This window comes from Kitasatospora acidiphila (assembly GCF_006636205.1).
Classification (GTDB): domain Bacteria; phylum Actinomycetota; class Actinomycetes; order Streptomycetales; family Streptomycetaceae; genus Kitasatospora; species Kitasatospora acidiphila.
Genome location: NZ_VIGB01000003.1, coordinates 5987279 through 6006802, shown reverse-complemented (window position 1 = coordinate 6006802; position 19524 = coordinate 5987279). Strand labels below are relative to the sequence as shown.

Genomic DNA, 19524 nt, shown 5'->3' with positions numbered 1-19524 from the left:
CGCGAGCCGGGAGCAGCCGAACTGCCAGGCTCAGGCCCTGACGAATCGACCACATCCCCCAAGGCGACTCCGGAGCCGCGCCGCATGGGCGCGCCCGAGAACGGGAAGCCCGCAGCCCGATGCACCGGATCGTGCGGCTCCCGACCAGCAGCACGGCCAGCCACCGAGTCCGGCAGCTCAACCGCACCCACCAAGCCGGAGCCGGGGCCACCCGCCTCCCCACGGGCGGCGGCCTCCGCCGACGCAGTGCCGAGTGCGGGCAGCAGGTGGGCCAGGCGGGCGCGGGTGAGGGCGGCGGTGTCCCGGCGGCGGGCGGCTGGGGTGCGAAGGGCGCGGAGAACGGTCATGGCGCCGACGCTAGGCCGGGCCCTCACACCCCGCCAGGAACGCCCGGAAACCTGTGGACAACCCTGCCCCTGTGGATAACTGACGCGGCATCAGCACCAACATCACGCCATCACACTGTCGCACCGTCACACCGGCGCGACCACCACCGCCAGCAGGCCCGGCCCCACATGGGCGCCGATCACCGCGCCGACCTCCCCCAGGTACAGCTCGCGCAGGCCCGGCACCCGTTCCCGCAGGCGGGCGCAGAGCGGCTCGGCGCGGTCCTCGGCGGCGAGGTGGTGCACCGTGATGTCCACCTCCCGCTCGCCCGCGTACTCCACGGCGATCTCCTCGAGGCGGGCGATGGCGCGGGAGGCGGTGCGCACCTTCTCCAGGGGCTCGATCCGGCCCGCGTCGAGGTGGAGCAGCGGCTTGACGGCCAGGGCGGAGCCGAGCAGCGCCCGGGCGGTGCCGATCCGGCCGCCTCGGCGAAGGTGTTCCAGGGTGTCCACGTAGAAGAAGCCGCGGGTGTCCGCGGCACGCCGTTCGGCCGCCGCCACCACACCGTCCAGGTCGAGCCCCGCGTCCCGGGCGTCAGCCGCCGCCAGCACCGCGTAGCCGAGCGCCATGCCGACCAGCCGGCTGTCCACCACCCGCACGGGTATCGGGGCTTCGGCGGCCGCCAGGCGGGCGGCGTCGCCGGTGCCGGAGAGCTCGGTGGAGAGGTGGATCGAGACCACGCCGGTTGCGCCGGCCTCGGCGGCGGCGCGGTAGGCGGCGGCGAAGGTCTCCGGGTTGGGGCGCGAGGTGGTGAGCCGCTGCTTGGCCCGCAGGGCCTCGGCGACGTCCTTGGGCGCGATCTCCACGCCCTCGGTGAACACGGTGTCCCCGACCACGACGCTCAGCGGGACCACCGAGACCTGATGCGCGTCAACGGCCTGCTGGGGCAGATAGGCCGTGGAATCGGTGACGATGGCGAGCTGGGCGGACATGAGCCGGAGGTTACTCCTCCCGTGGTCGACCGGCACATCCGAGCCGATCATCAGGTGAGGGCACCCCCGCCGTCCCGCCCGGCCGTCAGTGCCCCGAGGACCCGGGTGCCGACTTCCGCAGCCGCTGTGCGGCGTTGATGACCTGCTCCCCCAGCCCGAGCATCTCCTCCGCCGAAGGCCACTTACCGGTCCCCAACCCCAGCCGGCCCGACGCCCCCGCCCCACCAGCACCACCTGCACCACCACCCGCAGCAGCGCCACCCCCCGCAGCCGCCCCCGCGGCACCCGCAGCACCCGCGGCACCCCCAGAACCCGCTGCCCCCGTCTCCCAGTGCCGCAGCGCCCCCGCCTCGCTCGCGATCTCCTCGCTCAGCCGCCCCAGGTCGTCCGCCGCGAACCGGTGCATCCGGTCCTGCGCCGCCCACCGCAGCGACTCGGCGGACTGCGTGATCTGGTCGGCCCGCACCCGCAGTTCCGACAGCTTGGCCGCCACCCGCGAGGCGTCCGGCTCGCGCTCCAGCAGCCGCAGCTCGGCGTCCAGCTCGGCACCGTGGCCGTCCAACCGGGCCAGCAGGCCGAGTGCCTCGGTGAGCTGGCCGTCGCCGGCCAGGCCGCCCTCCAGCACCTCGCGGGTGCGGCTCAGCGAGGTGCGCAGCGCCAGCCGGACGGCCGCGACCTCGCCGTGCGCACCGGGCTTCGCAAAGGTCTTGGCCTTCAGCGTGGCGTTCTCCACGGCCCGCCGGGCCTGCGCCTCGGTCTGGTCGACCTTGCGGGCCACCGCCTTGGCCGCCTTGACGACGCCGACCACCACCAGGACGGTCAGTACCAGCGCGATGAGCGCCACCACCCCGATCAGGATCCCGATCGCGTGGAACATCAGACAGCCGCCTTCCCGCCCTCACCGAGTTCCGCCCGCGGGAGTCCCGGGGCTTCCCTCACACCGTAGCCCGACTGCCACCCGGCAGAGGAGCGCCCCAGGGGCATTCACGGGACGGATCAGGGACCGATCAGGGTTACCCCGAGAAGCAGCCCCGAGAACGCACCCCAGCACCCACAGCGCACCCCCAGCGCACGCCCCCGAAACGGCGGTGGCCCGGCCGCCACCGCGACCGGGCCACCACCCGAGCACCCGAACCAACCCGGCCCGTCAGCCGGTGACGATGTTCACCAGCTTCGGCGCCCGCACGATCACCTTGCGCACCGGGGCGTCGCCGATCGCCGCGACCACCGCCGGGTCGGCCAGCGCCAGCTGCTCCAGCTCCGCGTCGCTGATGGTCGGCGGCACCTCCAGGCGGGCCTTGACCTTGCCCTTGATCTGGACGACGCAGGTGACGGCCTCGTCCACGACCAGCGCCGGGTCGGCGACCGGGAAGTCGGCGTAGGTCAGCGAGTCGGTGTGGCCCAGCTTGCGCCACAGCTCCTCGGCGACGTGGGGGGCCAGCGGCGCGACCATCAGCACCAGCGGCTCGGCCACCTCGCGGGGCGTGCTGCCGCGCTTGACCAGGTGGTTGTTCAGCTCGATCGCCTTGGCCACCGCGGTGTTGAAGCGCAGCCCGGCCAGGTCGCCGCGGATCCCGTCGATCGCCTTGTGCAGCGCCCGCAGGGTCGGCTCGTCGGCCGGCTCGTCGGTGACGACGACCTCACCGGTCTCCTCGGAGACGATGTTGCGCCACAGCCGCTGCAGGAAGCGGAACGAGCCGACCACGGCGCGCGGCTCCCAGGGACGGGAGACGTCCAGCGGGCCCATCGACATCTCGTACAGGCGCAGCGTGTCCGCGCCGTACTCCTCGCAGATGCTGTCGGGCGAGACCGCGTTCTTCAGCGACTTGCCCATCTTGCCCGCCTCGCGGGTGACCGGCTGCCCCTGCCAGACGTAGCCGCCGTCGACCTCCTCGACCTCGGCGGCCGGGACCGGGAAGCCCCGCTCATCGCGGTAGACGTAGGCGGTGATCATGCCCTGGTTGAACAGCCGGTGGAACGGCTCGACCGAGGAGACGTGGCCCAGGTCGTGCAGCACCTTGTGCCAGAAGCGGGCGTACAGCAGGTGCAGCACCGCGTGCTCCTGGCCGCCGACGTACAGGTCGACGCCGCCGGCCTTCTTCTCGGCGTTGGGGCCCAGCCAGTAGGCCTCGTTGGCCGGGTCGACCAGCTTGGCGCGGTTGTCCGGGTCGACGTAGCGCAGCTCGTACCAGCAGGAACCGGCCCAGTTGGGCATGGTGTTGGTCTCGCGGCGGTACGTCTTGACGCCGTCGCCCAGGTCCAGCTGGACGGTGACCCAGTCCTCGTTGCGGGACAGCGGGGTGCGCGGGCTGCTGGCGGCGTCGTCCGCGTCGAAGGTGATCGGCGAGTAGTCGTCCACCTCGGGGACCTCGACCGGCAGCATCGACTCGGGCAGCGCGTGCATCACGCCGTCCTCGTCGTAGACGATCGGGAACGGCTCGCCCCAGTACCGCTGGCGGCTGAACAGCCAGTCGCGCAGGCGGTAGTTGACGGTGCCCTCGCCGATGCCGCGGCCGGTCAGCCACTCGGTGACGGCGCGCTTGGCGTCGGGGACGGTCAGGCCGTCCAGCGAGATCCCCTCGCCCACCGAGTTGACCAGCACCGAGTCGTAGGTGTCGAAGGCGTCGTCCCACTCGTGCGGGTCGGTGCCGCGGCCGTCGGTGGGCTCGACCACGCACTGCACCGGCAGCTTGAAGGCCCGGGCGAAGGCGAAGTCGCGGTGGTCGTGCGCCGGCACGGCCATGATCGCGCCGGTGCCGTAGCCCATCAGCACGTAGTCGGCGATGAAGACCGGGACCGGCTTGCCGGTGACCGGGTTGGTCGCGTAGGCGCCGGTGAAGACACCGGTCTTGACCTTGGCGTCCATCTGGCGCTCGACGTCCGACTTGGCGGCGGCAGCCGCGCGGTAGGCGGCGACGGCCTCGGCGGGGGTGTGCGCCTCGCCCTTCCAGTCGTTCAGGGTCTCGCTCGGCCAAGCGGCCGGGACGATGGCGTCGACCAGCTCGTGCTCGGGGGCCAGCACCATGTAGGTGGCGCCGAACAGGGTGTCCGGGCGGGTGGTGAAGACGGTGATGGTGTCGTCCGAGCCGACCTTGAAGTCTACGCGGGCGCCCTCGGAGCGGCCGATCCAGTTGCGCTGCTGCAGCTTGATCGCCTCGGGCCAGTCCAGCAGGTCCAGGTCGCTGATCAGCCGGTCGCCGTAGGCGGTGATCCGCATCATCCACTGGCGCAGCTTGGACTTGAAGACCGGGAAGTTGCCGCGCTCGGAGCGGCCGTCGGCGGTGACCTCCTCGTTGGCCAGCACGGTGCCCAGGCCGGGGCACCAGTTGACCGGCACCTCCTTGCTGTAGGCCAGCCGGTACTCGCCCAGCACCTCTTCGCGCTCGGCGGCGGACAGCTCGGACCAGGTGCGGCCGCCCGGGACGGCCCGCTCACCGGCGGCGAACTGCGCGATCAGCTCGGCGATCGGGCGGGCCTTGTCGGCCTCGGTGTCGTACCAGGAGTTGAAGATCTGCAGGAAGATCCACTGGGTCCAGCGGTAGTACTCCGGATCGATGGTGGAGATCGACCGGCGGGAGTCGTGGCCCAGGCCCAGGCGGCGCAGCTGGCCGCGCATGTTGGCGATGGCGGCCTCGGTGGAGACCCGGGGGTGCACGCCGGTGGCCACCGCGTGCTGCTCGGCCGGCAGGCCGAAGGCGTCGTAGCCCAGGGTGTGCAGCACGTTGTGGCCGGTCATCCGCTGGTAGCGGGCGTAGACGTCGGTGGCGATGTACCCCAGCGGGTGGCCGACGTGCAGGCCGACGCCGGACGGGTAGGGGAACATGTCCATGATGAAGCTGTGCGGCTTCTCGGTGACCGTGTCGCCGGCGGCGGTGTGCGGAGCCAGCGGACCGACCGGGTTGGGGGCGTTGAAGGTGCCCTCCTTCTCCCAGGTGTCCTGCCAGCGGGACTCGATGTCGGCGGCCAGGGCTGCCGTGTACCGGAACGGCTCGGTGGTGGCCTCGGCCGCGCCGGAGGCAGGGGTCGTCTCGCTCATGGTCCTTCAAGCTCCATCGGGTCAGATTGCGAATCGTCAGCTGAGCGGCCGGACGCGGGGCTTGGGTCCCGAAGAAGGGCTCCGGAAACAAAAAAGCCCCTCGCAGGAGGGGACGCCACGCTGACTCCGGCGCTACCCCCGCTCGGGGCGGCCGGTCCTGGTCAGCGCGGCCGGCTAAGGAGCAGGCGCACGGTTCGCATGGGCTCAGGGTACCGCAGGAGGCTGCGGGGCGTGGCGACCGGTCGCCACGCCCCGCAGCGGGTGTCAGCTCAGCCGGGCGTCCCGGACCTCGGCCCAGCGCAGCGAGTCCCGGATGCCGTCGGCGATGCTGTGCTCGGGCTTCCAGCGGAGGAGCCGCTCGGCGCGGTCGCTGCGGGTGTAGGCGCCGGCCACGTCGCCCGGGCGGGTCTCGGTCTCGACCACGGCGACCGGCTCGTCGACCACGCCGTTGAAGGCCTCGACCAGCTCGCGCACCGTGGTTCCGGTGCCGGTGCCGAGGTTGATCGCCGAGGCCCGGCCGCCCTCCAGTGCCTGGTCGAAGTTCTCCAGCGCGGCCACGTGCGCGGCGGCCAGGTCCCAGACGTGGATGTAGTCGCGGATGCCGGAGCCGTCCCGGGTCGGCCAGTGGGTGCCGGTGATCATGAACGACCGGCCGGCCTCGTGAGCCTCGATCAGCTTGCCGAGCGCATGGCTCGGGTGACGCACCTGCAGGCCGGTGCGCAGCTCGGGGTCGGCGCCGATCGGGTTGAAGTAGCGCAGCGACAGGATCCGGATCGGCTGGGTCGCGGCGATGTCGGCGAACATGCCCTCGCAGACCGCCTTGGTGCGGGCGTACGGGCTCTGCGGGTCGAGGCCGGCGTGCTCGTCGACGCTGAAGTCCTCGCTGGCCTGGTAGATCGAGGCCGAGGAGGAGAAGATCATCTTCTCGCAGCCGTTGCGCAGCAGGTGGCCCACGAAATCCAGGCTCTTGGCGACGTTGGCCCGGTAGTAGCCGACCGGGTCGGCCACCGAGTCCGGCACCACGATCAGCGCGGCGCAGTGCACCACGGCCTCGATCTCCGGGTGCTCGGCGAAGATCCGGTCCACCAGCGCACCGTCGGCGATGTCGCCCTGGTAGAACTCCCGGCCCTCGGTGAACTCGCGCCGGCCGGTGACCAGGCTGTCCAGGATCACGGGGGTGTGCCCGGCCTCGAGGCAGGCGGAGGCGACGGTGCTGCCGATGTAACCGGCGCCGCCGGAGATCAGAACCTTCATGAGCTGCGATGAGCCTTCCGTTCGTTGTGCCGGGCAGCCTAACGCCGACGGCCCGCCTTTCCGGACGCCTTCTTGCCGGTCTCCGGTTGCACGGCCTTGCCGCTCCTCGGCTGCGCGGCCTTGCCGCTCTTCGGCTGCGCGGCCGCCGCCCGGTACTCGCGCAGCGCGTCGTGGGCGACCCGCTCGGCCGGCAGGTACCGGCGGAAGAACGACAGGAACACCGCGGCCTGGGCGCCGAAGGCGATCGCCGCGGCCAGCGGCACCACCAGCGGGCCCAGCCAGGCCATCAGCGAGAACGAGCCGTTGCTCTGGTACTTCTCGATCCGCACCTCGGCCCACACCAGCCGCCGCCACATCACCACGAACGGCGGGACGGCGGCGGCCAGTTGGAGCACCGCGTTGAGCACGCCGACCGCCACCGGCCAATGGAAGGCGAACGGGGCGACGAGCGCGAAACCGAAGAAGACGAGCAAGAAACCGAACGGGATGAACTGGAACGGGATCCAGCACAGCCGCCCGAGCCAGTACTTCGGCCCGCGGCTGCGCCAGCCCCTGCCGCCGGCCGCCAGCCCGAAGTCGCCCGCCTGGAACCGCACGGTCCGGGCCCGCACCGCCTCCCGGTAGCGGAGCTGCTGCCCGCCCCCGCGCAGCTCGAAGAGCAGCCACTCCCAGCGGTCCCGCCAGCCGAACGGCTCGCTGCCGGCGTACGGAGCGACCGGCAGCGGCTCCGGATGGGTGGGGCTGGGAGTTGTGTGTCTGATCATCGTTCCGTGCTTTCCTGCGGGTGGCTGTCGCGGGGGTGGCCGGTCAGCCGAAGATCCCGTGCCACAGCTTCTTGGCGGTGGCGACCGGATGCTCGGCGGCCTGCACGCCCTTGTCGGCCATGCCCTTGATGTCGTTCTTCCAGAGGTCCTTGGGACCGTCCACGAAGATGCTCTTGCCGACGCCGAGGATCACCCCGTCGTTGTGGATGTTCTGCGACCAGTGCACGTTGTGCGTGTACTCGTTGACCAGCGAGGAGGCGGCGTAGCCGAGCACCGGTGCGAACGGCCCGGTCTCGGCGGTCAGCACCTCGACGCCGATGCCCACCACGTTGGCGCCGCCGTCGGCGACCACCGCGTGGGTCCAGCCCCAGCCGCGGTCGTGGTCGTACTCGGCCTGCGCGTATGTGCCGACCGTCGCGGCCAGCACGTCCAGGCCGGGTATCTGGTCGGCGATCTTGACCCACTTGGAGTCCGCGCCCATCTTCTCCAGCAGCCCGGCGCCCGTGGTGTTGAAGTACTTGCCGAGCTTGACCTCGTCCTCGTAGCGGCTCACCGCCTCGAGGTCGGTGCCGACGTTCTGCAGCGCCTTGGAGACGTTCTTCAGCTCGTTCTTGATGACGCGCCGCTCGCCCTTGCCGTCGGCGGTCGCCCGCTGGGCCACCAGGGCGTCGTGCTCCTTCTGCAGGTTGTCCTGGATGCTCCGCAGATAGCTCTTCTCGCTCTCGTCGGGCAGGTAGACGTAGTCGTGCAGCAGGGCGGCCAGCGCCATGTCGTCCGGCGCCTCCAGCACCCCGGGGGCGCTGGCGATCTTCGGGTCGGTGTAGGCGAGCACCGCGTAGAGGGTGGCGGCGGCGTCGCCGCGGGCGTTGGTCGCGTCCGTCTGGGCGCCGGTGACCTCGTTGTTGTACGTGGTCAACGCCGTTGCCAGGGAAGCGTCCTGGTTCGGCAGCGGGTCGTTGTCGGCGTCGAACTTCAGCCCGGCCTTGACCGCGGCGTCCCGGGCGTCGTCGATCCGGTGCTGGGCGTTGGTCAGCGCGGTGGCCAAGGTGTCGCAGGCACCCGCCGCTTGGCCGGCCAGGCCGGCGATCGCGGACATCGCCTGGGCGTCGCGCTCCCAGGCGGCCCGGAAGCCGGTGGCCGCGTCGCCGTGCCAGCCGGCGTCGTTGACCACCGAGTCGGCCTTGGAGTCGAGCGACTTGACGCTGCCCTCCAGCGGGGTCGGCAGCTTGTCGAGCGAGGTGGCGATGGCGTGCAGACCGCCGATGTCTCCTTCGATCTTCGCCATCAGTTCGCCGCCGACATCAGCGAGTCCAGCAGCCGGGCGTGGTCGCTGTCACTCGACTTGTAGTTGTCGTGGCACGACTGCATCTTCGAGCCGTGGTCGCCCAACTGCTTGGCGGTGCCGTCGATCAGGCCCTTGAGGTTCATCAGCACCGCGCCCAGCGTGGCGTCCAGGTTGGCGTCGCCGGTGGAGACCGGCTTCAGGTCGACGTCACCGTGCAGCTGCTGGACGGCCTTGGCCTCGGTCCCGAAGTCGTCGGCCAGTGCCTGCAGATCGCCCAGCAGGACGCCGTATCCCGACCCGCTCATCGCGTGGTCCCCTCCCCGTTCGCGCCATGAAGGTGGTGCCAGACCGCGCGCAGATTGCCCTGGGTCCACCGCGGCAGGTCCGCGTCGCTGACCGGGTCGATCAGGAACCGGCGCACCCCGTAGAGCTCCGCCAGGTTGCGCGCGGCCACCATCGGCAGGCCGACCCACGGCTGGTGCTCGCCCAGCGTCCCCACCAGCGTCTCGGGGCTGCTGAAGATGAACGCCGTCGGCTCGCCCCGGTAGCTGCGCAGCTCCAGGTTGACGCCCCAGCGCCCGTCGCGGCGGATCGGGTGGGCGGGCACGCAGACCGGGTCCAGGTCAGCGGGCAGCTCCTCGGCCGGCCGTCTCGGCGGCGGTACGCTCACCCTCCGCACTCCTTCATGATCGTCATACCGTGTCTCGCACACGGTATCGAGACGATCAGGAATCCTGCATTCCGCCCCCGGTCCGCGGCCCGTCGAACTCCCGCAGCACCCGGGCGACCAGGCCCGACTGCATCCCCGCGGCCAGCCCGCGCGCCTGGTCCGCCGCGGCGGCGGCCCGCCCGGTGTCGCCGGTGCGGCGGTAGGAGTCGGCCAGCCGGACCAGCAGCAGCGCCCGGGCCCGGGCCGCGGTCAGCCCGGCCACCGCGTCGGTGAGCAGCGGTCGGGCCCGCTTGTGGTCGTCCAGGAACAGGTAGGCGCAGCCGACCAGACCGGCCAGTTCGGCTCGGGCGGCGTCCCGGGGCAGCACCGTCCAGGCCTGGTCGGCGGTCGCCTCGGCAGCCTCCCGATCACCGTTGCGACCGTGCGCCAGCGCCAACCGGCCCAGCTGGCGCGCCCGTTGCTGCGGTGCCAGGGTCGCCCCGGCGGCGGCCAGCGCCGAGCCCAGCAGCTGGGCCGGGTCCAGGCCGCGGCCGGCGCCGTAGTAGGTGAGCTGCACCGCCAGGCTGCCCACCACGCTGACCGCCAGCTGCGGCTCCCCCGCCACGTGCGCGGCCCGCAGCGCCGCCACATAGGCACGCTGGGCCGCCGCCTCCTGGCCCAGATCGGCACCCGCCCAGCCGACCAGCCGGGCCAGCCGCCCGGCCGCGCCGTAGAGCGCCCGGCCCAGCGGCTCGTCCTCGGCATAGCCGCCCAGCTCCAACAGCTTGCCCACCATGGCCAGTTCGGCGCGGGCCGACTCCAGCACCAGACCGCCGCCGCAGGCCCGCCCGAGCCGCCGCTTGCCGACACAGCTGGCCTGCAGGTCGTTCAGCTGGTCCGCCGTCACCGGCAGCGCGCCGCTGCCACCGGTCAGCGGGGGCGGCGGCGCGGACCAGTGCTGGGCGGCGCGGGCCAGTTCGTCACCGCGGAACAGGTCGGTCAGCCGCACCGGGGCCACCTGGAGGCCGGCCTCGTGCAGCGCGATCTGCGCGGTGTCGGCGGTCCACGGGTCGGTCAGCAACCGGGCCGACAGCGCCTTGGCCCCGCGGTGGCTGCCCATCCGGCCCCACAGCTGCTCATAGGTGACGGCGATGCCCACCGCGCGGCTGAGCACCTCGCAGACCGCCTGGTCGTGCGGAGACCTGGGCACCATGCCGCGGTCGCGCCACTTGTACGGCGCGGTCTGACTGATCGCCAGCCCGGGGGGCAGCACCAGATTGACCTCGCGGGCCAACCGTTCCGGGCTCCAGGCGAGCTGGTGCAGGATCCGGGCGAGCTCTTCGTTGCGGATGCGCGCGAGATCGGCCATGGCCCGACCGTAGCTGGCGCCGGCCCGTTCCGGGACCGCTCGACGCGAAGTCACACCGCATATCACGCAGCAGGGCGCGTAAAGCTCCCGATACCCCCGGACGGACCAGCGGTTTCACCCGGTCTGACGCGCAACGGCCCGCCGGCGTAACCAGCGCGTTCACTGAACGTCAGACAGGGAGCCATCCCCCGTCCGAAAGCGGTCACCTCCGTGTCCCTCACTGCTCTGCTCCCCCGTCCCGTCCTACCCCGCACCGGGCCGCTGCCAACCCCGCGCCGCCGACTGGCCCGGCGGATCGGCCACCGCCGCGCCGTGCTGCTCACCGCGGTGGTGCTCAACCAGCTGGCCTACGGCGCGATCTACTCCTGGAGCATCGTCTCCGCCGGGCTGCAGTCGCCGCACAGCGCCTTCGCGCTCGGCCGCGACCAGGCCGGGCTGCCGTTCGCCGCCGCCCACTCCGTGGTCTTCCTCGGCACCGTGCTCGGCGGCCTGCTGATGTCCCGGCGCTCGCCGCGGGTCATCGCACTGCTGGCCGGGCTGCTCTACGCGGGCGGCTACCTGGTGGCCGGCTGCGCGCACGGGCGCCAGGACTTCTGGCTGGTGCTGCTCGGCTACGGCGGGATCAGCGGAATCGGCCTGGGCCTGGGCTACATCGTGCCGACCACCATGCTGCAGCGCTGGTTCCCCGGGCACCGGGCGCTGGCCGCCGGCGCCGCAACCGGGGGCTTCGGCCTCGGCTCGGTGCTCAGCGCACCGCTCTGCCGGCTGCTGGTGGCGCACTTCACCGTCGACCCGGCCCGGGCGCTGCTGGTGCTCGGCATCCTCTTCCTGGCCACCACGCTGACCGGTGCCGCCTTCTTCGACAACCCGCCGGTCCGCCCCGCGCAGCCCGCCAGCGGCGACGGCCACCGGCCGAAGCAGGCGCTGCGCAGCCGGCAGTGGTACCTGCTGACCCTGGTGCTCTTCTACAACACCCTGGCCGGGATCAGCATGCTCTCCGTGGTGGCCCCGGCCGCCACCAGCCTCACCGGGCTGAGCCCGGCCCTGGCCGCCGTGCTCACCGGGGTGCTCGGGGTGTTCAACACGGTGGGCCGCCCGCTCTGGGGCTGGCTGTCCGGCCGCACCGGGCTGCTGCGCGCCTTCGCGGTGATGCTGCTGGTGCAGGGCCTCGGCCTGGTGGCGCTCTCCCAGACCACCTCGGCCGTGCTCTTCCTGCCGCTGGCGGCGCTGGTCTGCCTCTGCTTCGGCGGCGGTTTCGCCACCATGCCGGCGGTGGTGTCGGAGTTCTTCGGGGCGGCCCACGCCGGGGCGGTCTACGGGCTGATGCTGATCGGCTGGGGAATGGCCGGGCTGCTCGGGCCGCTGACGATCTCCCGGGTGGCGGCCCACCACTCCTACTCGGCGGCCTTCCTGGAGCTGGGCGCGATCACGGTGGCGGCGGCGCTGCTGCCCCGGCTGGCCGAGCGGCCGCAGTCGCAGCCGGCCTGACGGAGCGCCAACGCAGCTGGGCCGCCTCCCTGTTGGGAGGCGGCCCGAGCACTTCCGGTGGAGCTATGGGGAATTGAACCCCAGACCTCTTGCATGCCATGCAAGCGCTCTACCAACTGAGCTATAGCCCCGCATCGCACCGAGTGCATTTTTTTGCCGCCTTGCGGTTTCCCTCGGCGACACGTCTTACTTTACACGGTCCTGGAGGTGGTTCACGAATCCGTTCCCGGTGCCGCCCTTCGATCCGGCGGCACCGGGCCCTGCGGACCTCAGAACGATCAGCCCAGCCGCGCCGCGTGCCGGGTGCGGAACGCGAAGACGGCGGCCAGCGCGGCGGCGGCCAGCAGGCACAACGAGGTCACCTCGACCGCGTGGCCGGAGGCGGCCGGGCCCGCCGGGTAGCTCACCGAGCTGAGGAACACGGTGCCGAGCAGCGAGACCCCGACCACCTGGCCGAGCTGCACCATGGTCACCGTCACCCCGCTGGCGTCCGCCGCGTCGGCCGGGGCCACCCGGCTCAGCGCCCGGGCGAACAGCGGGCTGTAGGCGCAGCCGGAGGCCGCCCCGATCACCAGCAGCAGCGCCTCGGTGCCCACGCTCAGCCGCTCACCGCCGCGCATCAGCTGGCCGAGCACCAGGTAGCCGGCGCCGGCCACCGCCAGCGCGACCATCGGCAGCGGCAGGTGCAGCCGCTTCGGCAGCCGCTGCCAGTGCAGGCCGGAGAGCCCGAAGCCGACCGCCATCGGCGCGAAGCTCAGGCCGGCCCAGAGCGGCGACTCGCCCAGCCCCGCCTGCAGGTGCAGCGCGAAGGCGAACAGGAAGCCGGAGAAGGCCAGCATCACCAGGAAGAGCGCGACCGCCCCCGGCAGCAGGCCCGGGGAGCGCAGCACCCGGACGTGGATCAGCGGCTGCCCGCCGCGCTCGGCGATCCGCCGCTCCACCACCACGAACACCGCGAAGGCCAGCACCGAGCCGGCCAGCATCACCCAGCCCCAGACCGGCCAGTGCAGGTCGTGCCCGAGCACCAGCGGCACCACCAGCAGGCCGATCGCCAGCGCCAGCACCAGCAGGCCGACCAGGTCGAAGCGGCGCTCCCGGTCCACCGGCAGGTGCGGCAGCACCCGGTGCCCCGCCGCCAGCAGCAGCACCCCGATCGGCACGTTGATCAGGAAGACCGGACGCCAGCCGCTGCCGAAGAGGTCGGCGCTGACCAGCACCCCGCCGAGCACCTGCCCGGCCACGCTGCCGCCGGCCAGCACCGCCGTGTAGGTGCCCAGCGCCTTGGCCCGGGAGGCGCCGGTGAAGGTCTTCTGGATGAGGCTCATCACCTGCGGCACCATCAGCGCCGAGGCGACCCCCTGCAGCAGCCGGAAGCCGATCAGGCTGCCGGTGTTCGGCGCCAGGCCGCAGGCCAGCGAGGCGGCGGTGAAGGCGGCCAGGCCGAACTGGAAGAGCGGGCGGTGGCCGAACCGGGCGCCCAGCCGGGCCCCGGTGATCAGCAGGACCGCGTAGGCGATGGTGTAGCCGGCGATCACCAGCTGCAGGCCGGCGCCGTCGGCGTGCAGGTCGGTGCGGATGGTCGGCGCCGCGACATTGACCACGGCGACGTCCAGGATGGCCATGAACTGGCCGGTCAGGATCACCCCTAGCACCAGGCCGGTGCGAGCGGGCCGCGCCGACGCGGCGGAGTCGGCCACCGAGTGCGGCCGGCGAATCTGAAGGTCCGTCATGGCAGCCAATCTGCCGTGACTTCGATACTGGTGGTTAGAGCCTGCTGATCCTGGTACCGGCACTACCTGTCAGCCGTGGCGGCCGTGCGTCAGGATGGTCTCATGCCCCTGCTGGAGTCCCGCGCCGCCGCACCCGCCAAGGGCCCCGAGCCCACCCGCCGCACCGAGCTGGCCGCCTTCCTCAAAGCCTGCCGGGCCCGGGTCACCCCGCAGGACGTGGGCCTGCCGCCCGGCCTGCGCCGGCGCACCCCGGGGCTGCGCCGCGAGGAGGTGGCGCAGCTCGCCGGGGTCGGGGTCACCTGGTACACCTGGCTGGAGCAGGGCCGCCCGATCAACGCCAGCGACCAGGTGATGGCGGCGGTGGCCCGGGCGCTGCTGCTGGACGCGGTCGAGCGTTCCCATCTGTTCCGGCTGGCCGGGCTGCCCGCCGCCGAGCCGGGCGACCTGCTCTGCCCCACCGTGGACCCGACGATGCAGGTGATCCTGGACGGCCTGACGCCGCTGCCCGCCGCCATCTGCAACCGCCGCTACGACGTGCTGGGCTTCAACGCGGCCTATGACGCGCTCTTCCCCGGCGCCACCCGCGCCACCGCGCCCAACGGCCGGCGCAACACGCTCTGGTGCGCCGTGACCGTGCCGGACTGCTGCAACCCGTTCGTCAACCGCGAGGAGGAACTGCCCCGGATGGTCGGGGTGCTGCGGACCTCCTACGCCTCGCACGTCGGCGAGCCGGCCTGGGAGGAGTACGTGCGGGCGCTGTGCGAGGTCAGCGACCGGTTCCGGGAGCTCTGGGAGAGCCAGCTGGTGGCGCCGACGGTGACCGTGCGCAAGGTGTTCCGGCACGCCGCGGTGGGCGCGATCCAGTGCCAGGCGTCCTACCTGACCATGCCGGGCTTCCCCGAGCTCTACATGGTGGTCTACACGCCGGCGGCCCAGCAGGACCGGGAGCGGCTGGAGTGGGTCACTGCGAACCCCCAGGCCCCGGTCGTCGACCACACGCACCGGTAACGCCGAAGGGCCGCCCCCCGATTGGGAGGCGGCCCTTCGACCTTCGGTGGAGCTATGGGGAATTGAACCCCAGACCTCTTGCATGCCATGCAAGCGCTCTACCAACTGAGCTATAGCCCCGCAGACCGCGCGGCTCCGAGAGAACCGCTGGCGCGGAGTGGAGCTATGGGGAATTGAACCCCAGACCTCTTGCATGCCATGCAAGCGCTCTACCAACTGAGCTATAGCCCCGCGGCCGAGGAATCCGCCGCCCTGGCGGGCCGCGTTCTTTCCTGCGAACGAGGAAGACTCTAGCTGGTCAGGCCCCGAATGACGAAATCCGGGCAACCGGGACCCCGCGAACTCAGGACTCGTCGCCGATCACCGGCTCGGGCAGGGTGCCCGCGTTGTGCTCCAGCAGCCGCCAACCGTGGGACCGCCGCGGGCCGAGCACCGACCAGCAGCAGTTGGAGAGCCCGCCGAGGCACTCCCACACCTCGGGGGCCAGGCCGAGCATCCGGCCGAGCACGGTGCGGATGGTGCCGCCGTGGCTGACCACCACCAGGGTGCCGTCCTCGGGGAGCTTCTCGACGGCCTCCAGCACCACCGGGACGGCGCGGTCGGCCACCTCGTCGGCCAACTCGCCGCCGCCGCGCCGCACCGGCTCACCGCGCCCGAAGGCCGCGTAGTCCTCGGGGTAGCGCTCGCGGATCTCGGTGTGGGTCAGGCCCTGCCAGCTGCCCGCGTAGGTCTCCCGCAGGCCGGCGTCGTGCTGCACGTCCAGGCCGGTCAGCCGGGCCAGCTCGGCGGCGGTGTCGGCGGCCCGCTCCAGGTCCGAGGAGATCAGCAGGTCGGGCTTCAGCCCGGCGAGCAGCCGGGCCGCCCGCCGGGCCTGCTCCAGGCCGGCGGCGGTCAGCGGGATGTCAGTGGTGCCCTGGAACCGGGATTCCAGGTTCCAGGAGGTCTGGCCGTGCCGCCAGAAGACGATCCGCGGTCCCCCCGCGCGGCCGTTCAGCTGAGGTCCTGCAGATAACCGACGGCGTTGCCGGCGTCGTCCACGACGGCGTCCTCGGGACGGTTGCGGGTGGCCATCGCGTCCTCGGGCAGCGGCAGCTCGGGGCAGTCCTTCCAGAGCCGGTCCAGCGAGTAGAAGGAGCGCTCCTCGGAGTGCTGGACGTGCACCACGATGTCCAGGTAGTCGAGCAGGATCCAGCGACCCTCACGCTCGCCCTCCCGGCGCACCGGCTTGACGTCCAGCTTCTCGCGCAGCTGGTCCTCGATCTCCTCCGCGATCGACTTCACCTGGCGGTCGTTGGCCGCCGAGGCGATCAGGAAGGCGTCGGTGATCGACAGCACATCGCTGACGTCGAAGGCGACGACGTTGTGCGCCAGCTTGTCGGCCGCCGCCTGGGCGGCGACGGTGATGAGTTCCTGCGAGTATTCGGTTGCGGTCACGATGCTCTTTCGGCTCTGCGGCTGGGGGCGCCTCCCGGCCGTCAGGCTCGGAGAGGGGTTTCGCCTCCAGGATCTCACGCCGCCGCGTCGCCCCACCGCCGCTTATTGCCCCTTACTGCCCCTTGGGAGCCTGGTAGTCCTTGCCCAGCACCACCACCAGGTCGGCGGTCTGCGCATCGGCGCTCTTCTGCGCCGCGCTGTCCGGCAGGCCCAGGCTGGTGGCCAGCGACTTGGCGGCCTGGGCCCGGGAGTCGTCGGTGTAGCGGATCACGGTGGTCGGCTGCGCCGCGGCCTTGCCGCCGCCCGGCACGAAGGTCAGGCCGGAATTGATCACCTGGGCCTGGGCGGCCTGGGCCGTGCTGTCGCTGCTGCTGCCGGTGGCGTCGACCACACTGACCCGGGCCGGGCCGCTGGTGGCCGCCGCGCTGTGCACGGTGCCGCCGAGCACGTCCTTGACCACCGGGGCGGCCTTGGCCTGGTCCACCGTGCCGTCGGCGGCGACCGGCAGCTCGCCGGTCTGCAGGTGCCCGGCCCCGGCCTGCCCGCTGAGCTGCGCCAGCAGACCGGCCAGCGCCTGCTCGGGCAGCGAGGGGTCCAGCACCGCGCCCATCCGGTGCACGTCGTCGGTGGCGTCGGAGAGGGTGGTGGGCATGGCGGTGATCAGCGCGGCCATCACCTGGCCGAACCGGCGCAGCTGGGCGTCCGGGCTCTCGCCCGGCGCCTGGTAGGTGGCGTAGGCGACGGCCGCGTCGCCGATCAGCGTCCGCCCGCTGCCCTTCTCCACCAGCACCTTGCCGTCCGGACCGGTGATCTGGCTGTCGGTGTCGACCTTGATCCCGCCGATCTGGGAGACCAGCAGCCGCAGGTAGGGGGTGTCCAACCGCCAGGTGCCGGCCACCGGGGCCCCGAGCATGGTGCCCAGCGCGTCCCGGGTCGCGGCCGGGCCCATCGAGTCCATCGCGCCGCTCAGCTGCGTCATGCCGGAGTCGCCGGCCGCCGGGAGCTGCAGGGTGCCCGGCAGCAGGAACACCGAGGCCTTGTGGCCGCCGGTGTCGTTGACCAGCAGCGCGCTGCTCACCTTGCCGTTGAGGTCGCGCATGTGGACCACGACCACGTTGCGCCCGCCGGTGGCCGCGGCCGCCGAGGTGGTGCCGCCGAGGGCGCCGGTGGCCCACAGGTAGCCGACGGTGCCGCCGCCCGCCAGCAGCAGCGCCACCGCGCCGGCGATCAGCCGGGTGCGCAGCCGGCGGCGGCGCTCGTCACGGCGCTCGGTGCGCGACTCGGCGAACTTCAGCCAGTCGATGACGTCCTCGGACTGCTCCGACTCCTCGTCGACGAAGGTGAACTCGTCGGTCGGATAAGGGTCCTGGTCGCTGCGCGGCTTGGGCACGGCGCGCCGGCCGCCGACCTGCTCGGAGGGCTCGCCGGCCGCACCGGGCCGCTCGTCGGCCGCGCTGCGCGGACGCGGCGGCGCCGGGGGCGCGGGACGGGCGGCGGGCGCCGGCTGCGGGGCGACCGGCGCCGGCTGCGGGACGACGGGCGCCGCGGCCACGGGCGCCTGCGGGACGGCGGGCTCGGCCGGGTAGTAGGGCTGCTGCTGGTAGGGCTGCTCGTAGTGCGGCTGGTAGGGCTGCTGCTCCTGGTAGCCCTGGTACGGCTGCTGCAGGTACTGCTGCCCGTACGGCTGCTGCTCCTGGTAGCCGTAGGGCTGCTGCTGGTAGGGCTGCTGCTCCTGGTAACCCTGGTACGGCTGCTGCTCGTACTGGGTGTACTGCTGTTCCTGGTACGGCAGTTGCTCCTGGTAACCCTGGTACGGCTGCTCGTACTGCTGCCCGTAGGGCTGCTGCTCCTGGTAGCCGTGCGGGTAGGCCCCCGTGTTCCAGTCGCCGTTCTCGGGCCCAGTGCGGTCTGCCGTTCCGGTCACGCCGTACCTCAAGCTCTTCCGTGGTGTCCTGATCAGCCGGTCGGCCGGCTCAGCCGGCGTCCAGGTAGAGCGCGCGCTTGTCGATGTAGCGCACCACCCCGTCCGGGACGAGATACCAGATCGGCTGGCCCTTGGCCACCCGCATCCGGCAGTCGGTGGAGGAGATCGCCAGGGCCGGTACCTCGACCAGCGAGACACCGCCGACCGGCAGACCCGGGTCGGTGAGTGTGTGGCCCGGGCGGGTGCAGCCGATGAAGTGGGCCAGCGCGAAGAGTTCCTCGGCGTCCTGCCAGGAGAGGATCTGGGCGAGCGCGTCCGCGCCGGTGATGAAGAACAGGTCGGCGTCCGGGTTCAGCCCTCTGAGCTCACGGAGCGTGTCGACGGTGTAGGTGGGGCCACTGCGGTCGATGTCGATCCGGCTGACCGAGAACTGCGGGTTCTCGGCGGTGGCGATCACCGTCATCAGGTAGCGGTCCTCGGCGGCGGACACCGACCGCCGCCCGGTCTTCTGCCAGGGCTGCCCGGTCGGGACGAAGATCACCTCGTCCAGGTGGAAGGCGCTGGCGACCTCGCTGGCCGCGACCAGGTGGCCGTGGTGGATCGGGTCGAAAGTGCCGCCCATCACCCCGAGCCGCCTGCGCCGCATCGGCGTGCTCTCTCCCGTCATGCCGCCACACCTTACGCGACGTGTGGAACGAACAACTGACCGCTCGGGGGCGCCCCGGGTGCCGGGGGGCTCCCGAGCGGGCCGGCGGCTCAGCGGTCCCGGTTGAACCGGGTGGTGATGAAGAGCAGCAGCAGCAGGATGAACAGCGCGCTGCCACCGGTCAGCAGCGGGTTCAGGGTGCTGTGGTTGCTGCCCTCGGCCAGGGCGGTCAGGGCGGGCAGGGCGCTGGAGGTCATGATCGGCAGGGCCTTCTCGACTCGGTGGGGGCCAGGACGCGGGTCCCGGCAACCGGGGCGGCCCGCGCGCTCATCGTACGGGGCGTGCTCGCGCAACCGCGCGGCGCCTCCCCGCGTCTGACTACAGGTGAGCTGTCAGTTGTTGCTGTTGGCTCGGGCCAGGATCCAGACCAGCGCCAGCACGCCGACGATCGAGCCGATCACGATCAGGCGCAGGAAGAGGCCCGGACCGGGGCCGCTGGAGATCGGCGCGGCCAGGTGGGCCAGGGCGGCGGGGGACATCGGCGGGCTCCTTGGAGACGATGGTGACTCGTAAGCCAGCTTAGGCCGCCTTACGCCCAGCGGCCCGCACCACCCCCGT

Annotated in this window: 18 protein-coding genes and 3 tRNA genes; 2 read left to right on the top strand and 19 right to left on the bottom strand. The window is 72.4% G+C overall.

Going from position 1 to position 19524, the window contains the following annotated elements; translation table 11 throughout:
* Positions 1-473: 473 nt before the first annotated feature.
* The 9 genes from E6W39_RS28420 to E6W39_RS28380 all read right to left on the bottom strand — a co-directional run bounded on the left by E6W39_RS28420 (position 474) and on the right by E6W39_RS28380 (position 10676).
* Positions 474-1319, bottom strand: coding sequence for a DegV family protein (locus E6W39_RS28420; protein WP_141635921.1), 846 nt, complete (start codon positions 1317-1319; stop codon positions 474-476).
* 85 nt (positions 1320-1404) lie between these two features.
* A complete protein-coding gene (locus E6W39_RS39760) occupies positions 1405-2196 on the bottom strand; it encodes a hypothetical protein (protein WP_181799473.1) in 792 nt (263 codons plus the stop codon).
* A 270-nt stretch (positions 2197-2466) separates the two neighbouring features.
* Positions 2467-5355 carry a leucine--tRNA ligase gene (gene leuS / locus E6W39_RS28410; RefSeq protein WP_141635920.1) on the bottom strand — a complete coding sequence of 963 codons (2889 nt, stop codon included), beginning with the start codon at positions 5353-5355 and terminating at the stop codon, positions 2467-2469.
* Positions 5356-5619: 264 nt separating this feature from the next.
* The gene (galE, locus tag E6W39_RS28405) at positions 5620-6609 is read right to left on the bottom strand and encodes a UDP-glucose 4-epimerase GalE (RefSeq protein WP_141635919.1); all 990 of its coding nucleotides are present in this window, start codon (positions 6607-6609) and stop codon (positions 5620-5622) included.
* Between the two features lie 38 nt (positions 6610-6647).
* Entirely contained in the window at positions 6648-7373 is a 726-nt protein-coding gene (locus tag E6W39_RS28400; protein WP_141635918.1) for a hypothetical protein, read from the bottom strand.
* A 43-nt stretch (positions 7374-7416) separates the two neighbouring features.
* Complete coding sequence (locus E6W39_RS28395; RefSeq protein WP_141635917.1) at positions 7417-8658, bottom strand: hypothetical protein; 1242 nt, start codon at positions 8656-8658, stop codon at positions 7417-7419.
* On the bottom strand, positions 8658-8963 hold the full coding sequence (locus E6W39_RS28390) for a DUF6317 family protein (RefSeq protein ID WP_141635916.1): 306 nt from the start codon (positions 8961-8963) through the stop codon (positions 8658-8660). The genes E6W39_RS28395 and E6W39_RS28390 overlap by 1 nt, the downstream gene beginning before the upstream one ends.
* Entirely contained in the window at positions 8960-9328 is a 369-nt protein-coding gene (locus tag E6W39_RS28385) for an SAV_915 family protein (RefSeq protein ID WP_141635915.1), read from the bottom strand. Before E6W39_RS28385 ends, E6W39_RS28390 begins: the two co-directional genes overlap by 4 nt.
* 55 nt (positions 9329-9383) lie before the next feature.
* Positions 9384-10676: a hypothetical protein gene (locus E6W39_RS28380; protein ID WP_141635914.1), complete on the bottom strand. Its 1293-nt coding sequence runs from the start codon at positions 10674-10676 to the stop codon at positions 9384-9386.
* A 210-nt stretch (positions 10677-10886) separates the two neighbouring features.
* On the opposite strand from E6W39_RS28380, the gene E6W39_RS28375 reads away from it, so the two are divergent.
* Positions 10887-12164 carry an MFS transporter gene (locus tag E6W39_RS28375; protein WP_181799472.1) on the top strand — a complete coding sequence of 426 codons (1278 nt, stop codon included), beginning with the start codon at positions 10887-10889 and terminating at the stop codon, positions 12162-12164.
* Between the two features lie 58 nt (positions 12165-12222).
* Here E6W39_RS28375 and E6W39_RS28370 read toward each other — a convergent pair.
* Positions 12223-12295: transfer RNA gene (locus E6W39_RS28370), tRNA-Ala, on the bottom strand.
* Between the two features lie 147 nt (positions 12296-12442).
* The gene (locus E6W39_RS28365; protein WP_141635912.1) at positions 12443-13894 is read right to left on the bottom strand and encodes an MFS transporter; all 1452 of its coding nucleotides are present in this window, start codon (positions 13892-13894) and stop codon (positions 12443-12445) included.
* Between the two features lie 102 nt (positions 13895-13996).
* On the opposite strand from E6W39_RS28365, the gene E6W39_RS28360 reads away from it, so the two are divergent.
* Positions 13997-14902: a helix-turn-helix transcriptional regulator gene (locus E6W39_RS28360; protein ID WP_141635911.1), complete on the top strand. Its 906-nt coding sequence runs from the start codon at positions 13997-13999 to the stop codon at positions 14900-14902.
* 47 nt (positions 14903-14949) lie between these two features.
* Here E6W39_RS28360 and E6W39_RS28355 read toward each other — a convergent pair.
* From E6W39_RS28355 to E6W39_RS39750, 8 genes are all read right to left on the bottom strand, one after another.
* Positions 14950-15022: transfer RNA gene (locus E6W39_RS28355), tRNA-Ala, on the bottom strand.
* A 38-nt stretch (positions 15023-15060) separates the two neighbouring features.
* Positions 15061-15133 (bottom strand) — tRNA-Ala (locus E6W39_RS28350).
* A 112-nt stretch (positions 15134-15245) separates the two neighbouring features.
* The gene (locus tag E6W39_RS28345) at positions 15246-15896 is read right to left on the bottom strand and encodes a histidine phosphatase family protein (RefSeq protein WP_141635910.1); all 651 of its coding nucleotides are present in this window, start codon (positions 15894-15896) and stop codon (positions 15246-15248) included.
* Positions 15893-16336 (bottom strand): ribosome silencing factor, encoded by a 444-nt coding sequence (rsfS, locus tag E6W39_RS28340; RefSeq protein WP_141635909.1) that lies wholly within the window; start codon positions 16334-16336, stop codon positions 15893-15895. Before rsfS ends, E6W39_RS28345 begins: the two co-directional genes overlap by 4 nt.
* A 112-nt stretch (positions 16337-16448) precedes the next feature.
* Positions 16449-18260, bottom strand: a complete 1812-nt coding sequence (locus tag E6W39_RS28335; RefSeq protein WP_141635908.1) for an LCP family protein — start codon at positions 18258-18260, stop codon at positions 16449-16451.
* A 49-nt stretch (positions 18261-18309) separates the two neighbouring features.
* Entirely contained in the window at positions 18310-18927 is a 618-nt protein-coding gene (gene nadD, locus E6W39_RS28330) for a nicotinate-nucleotide adenylyltransferase (protein WP_181799471.1), read from the bottom strand.
* Positions 18928-19016: 89 nt separating this feature from the next.
* Complete coding sequence (locus E6W39_RS39755) at positions 19017-19163, bottom strand: hypothetical protein (protein WP_180356442.1); 147 nt, start codon at positions 19161-19163, stop codon at positions 19017-19019.
* Positions 19164-19298: 135 nt separating this feature from the next.
* Positions 19299-19445: a hypothetical protein gene (locus E6W39_RS39750; RefSeq protein ID WP_180356443.1), complete on the bottom strand. Its 147-nt coding sequence runs from the start codon at positions 19443-19445 to the stop codon at positions 19299-19301.
* Between the last annotated feature and the right edge of the window lie 79 nt (positions 19446-19524).

Coding starts and splice junctions, on each gene's coding strand:
- E6W39_RS28360 (WP_141635911.1), top strand. CDS start 13,997: ATGCCCCTGCTGGAGTCCCGCGCCGCCGCACCCGCCAAGGGCCCCGAG.
- E6W39_RS28395 (WP_141635917.1), bottom strand. CDS start 8,658: ATGGCGAAGATCGAAGGAGACATCGGCGGTCTGCACGCCATCGCCACC.
- galE (WP_141635919.1), bottom strand. CDS start 6,609: ATGAAGGTTCTGATCTCCGGCGGCGCCGGTTACATCGGCAGCACCGTC.
- E6W39_RS28390 (WP_141635916.1), bottom strand. CDS start 8,963: ATGAGCGGGTCGGGATACGGCGTCCTGCTGGGCGATCTGCAGGCACTG.
- E6W39_RS39750 (WP_180356443.1), bottom strand. CDS start 19,445: ATGTCCCCCGCCGCCCTGGCCCACCTGGCCGCGCCGATCTCCAGCGGC.
- E6W39_RS39760 (WP_181799473.1), bottom strand. CDS start 2,196: ATGTTCCACGCGATCGGGATCCTGATCGGGGTGGTGGCGCTCATCGCG.
- E6W39_RS28420 (WP_141635921.1), bottom strand. CDS start 1,319: ATGTCCGCCCAGCTCGCCATCGTCACCGATTCCACGGCCTATCTGCCC.
- E6W39_RS28400 (WP_141635918.1), bottom strand. CDS start 7,373: ATGATCAGACACACAACTCCCAGCCCCACCCATCCGGAGCCGCTGCCG.
- E6W39_RS28365 (WP_141635912.1), bottom strand. CDS start 13,894: ATGACGGACCTTCAGATTCGCCGGCCGCACTCGGTGGCCGACTCCGCC.
- E6W39_RS39755 (WP_180356442.1), bottom strand. CDS start 19,163: ATGACCTCCAGCGCCCTGCCCGCCCTGACCGCCCTGGCCGAGGGCAGC.
- E6W39_RS28380 (WP_141635914.1), bottom strand. CDS start 10,676: ATGGCCGATCTCGCGCGCATCCGCAACGAAGAGCTCGCCCGGATCCTG.
- nadD (WP_181799471.1), bottom strand. CDS start 18,927: ATGACGGGAGAGAGCACGCCGATGCGGCGCAGGCGGCTCGGGGTGATG.
- leuS (WP_141635920.1), bottom strand. CDS start 5,355: ATGAGCGAGACGACCCCTGCCTCCGGCGCGGCCGAGGCCACCACCGAG.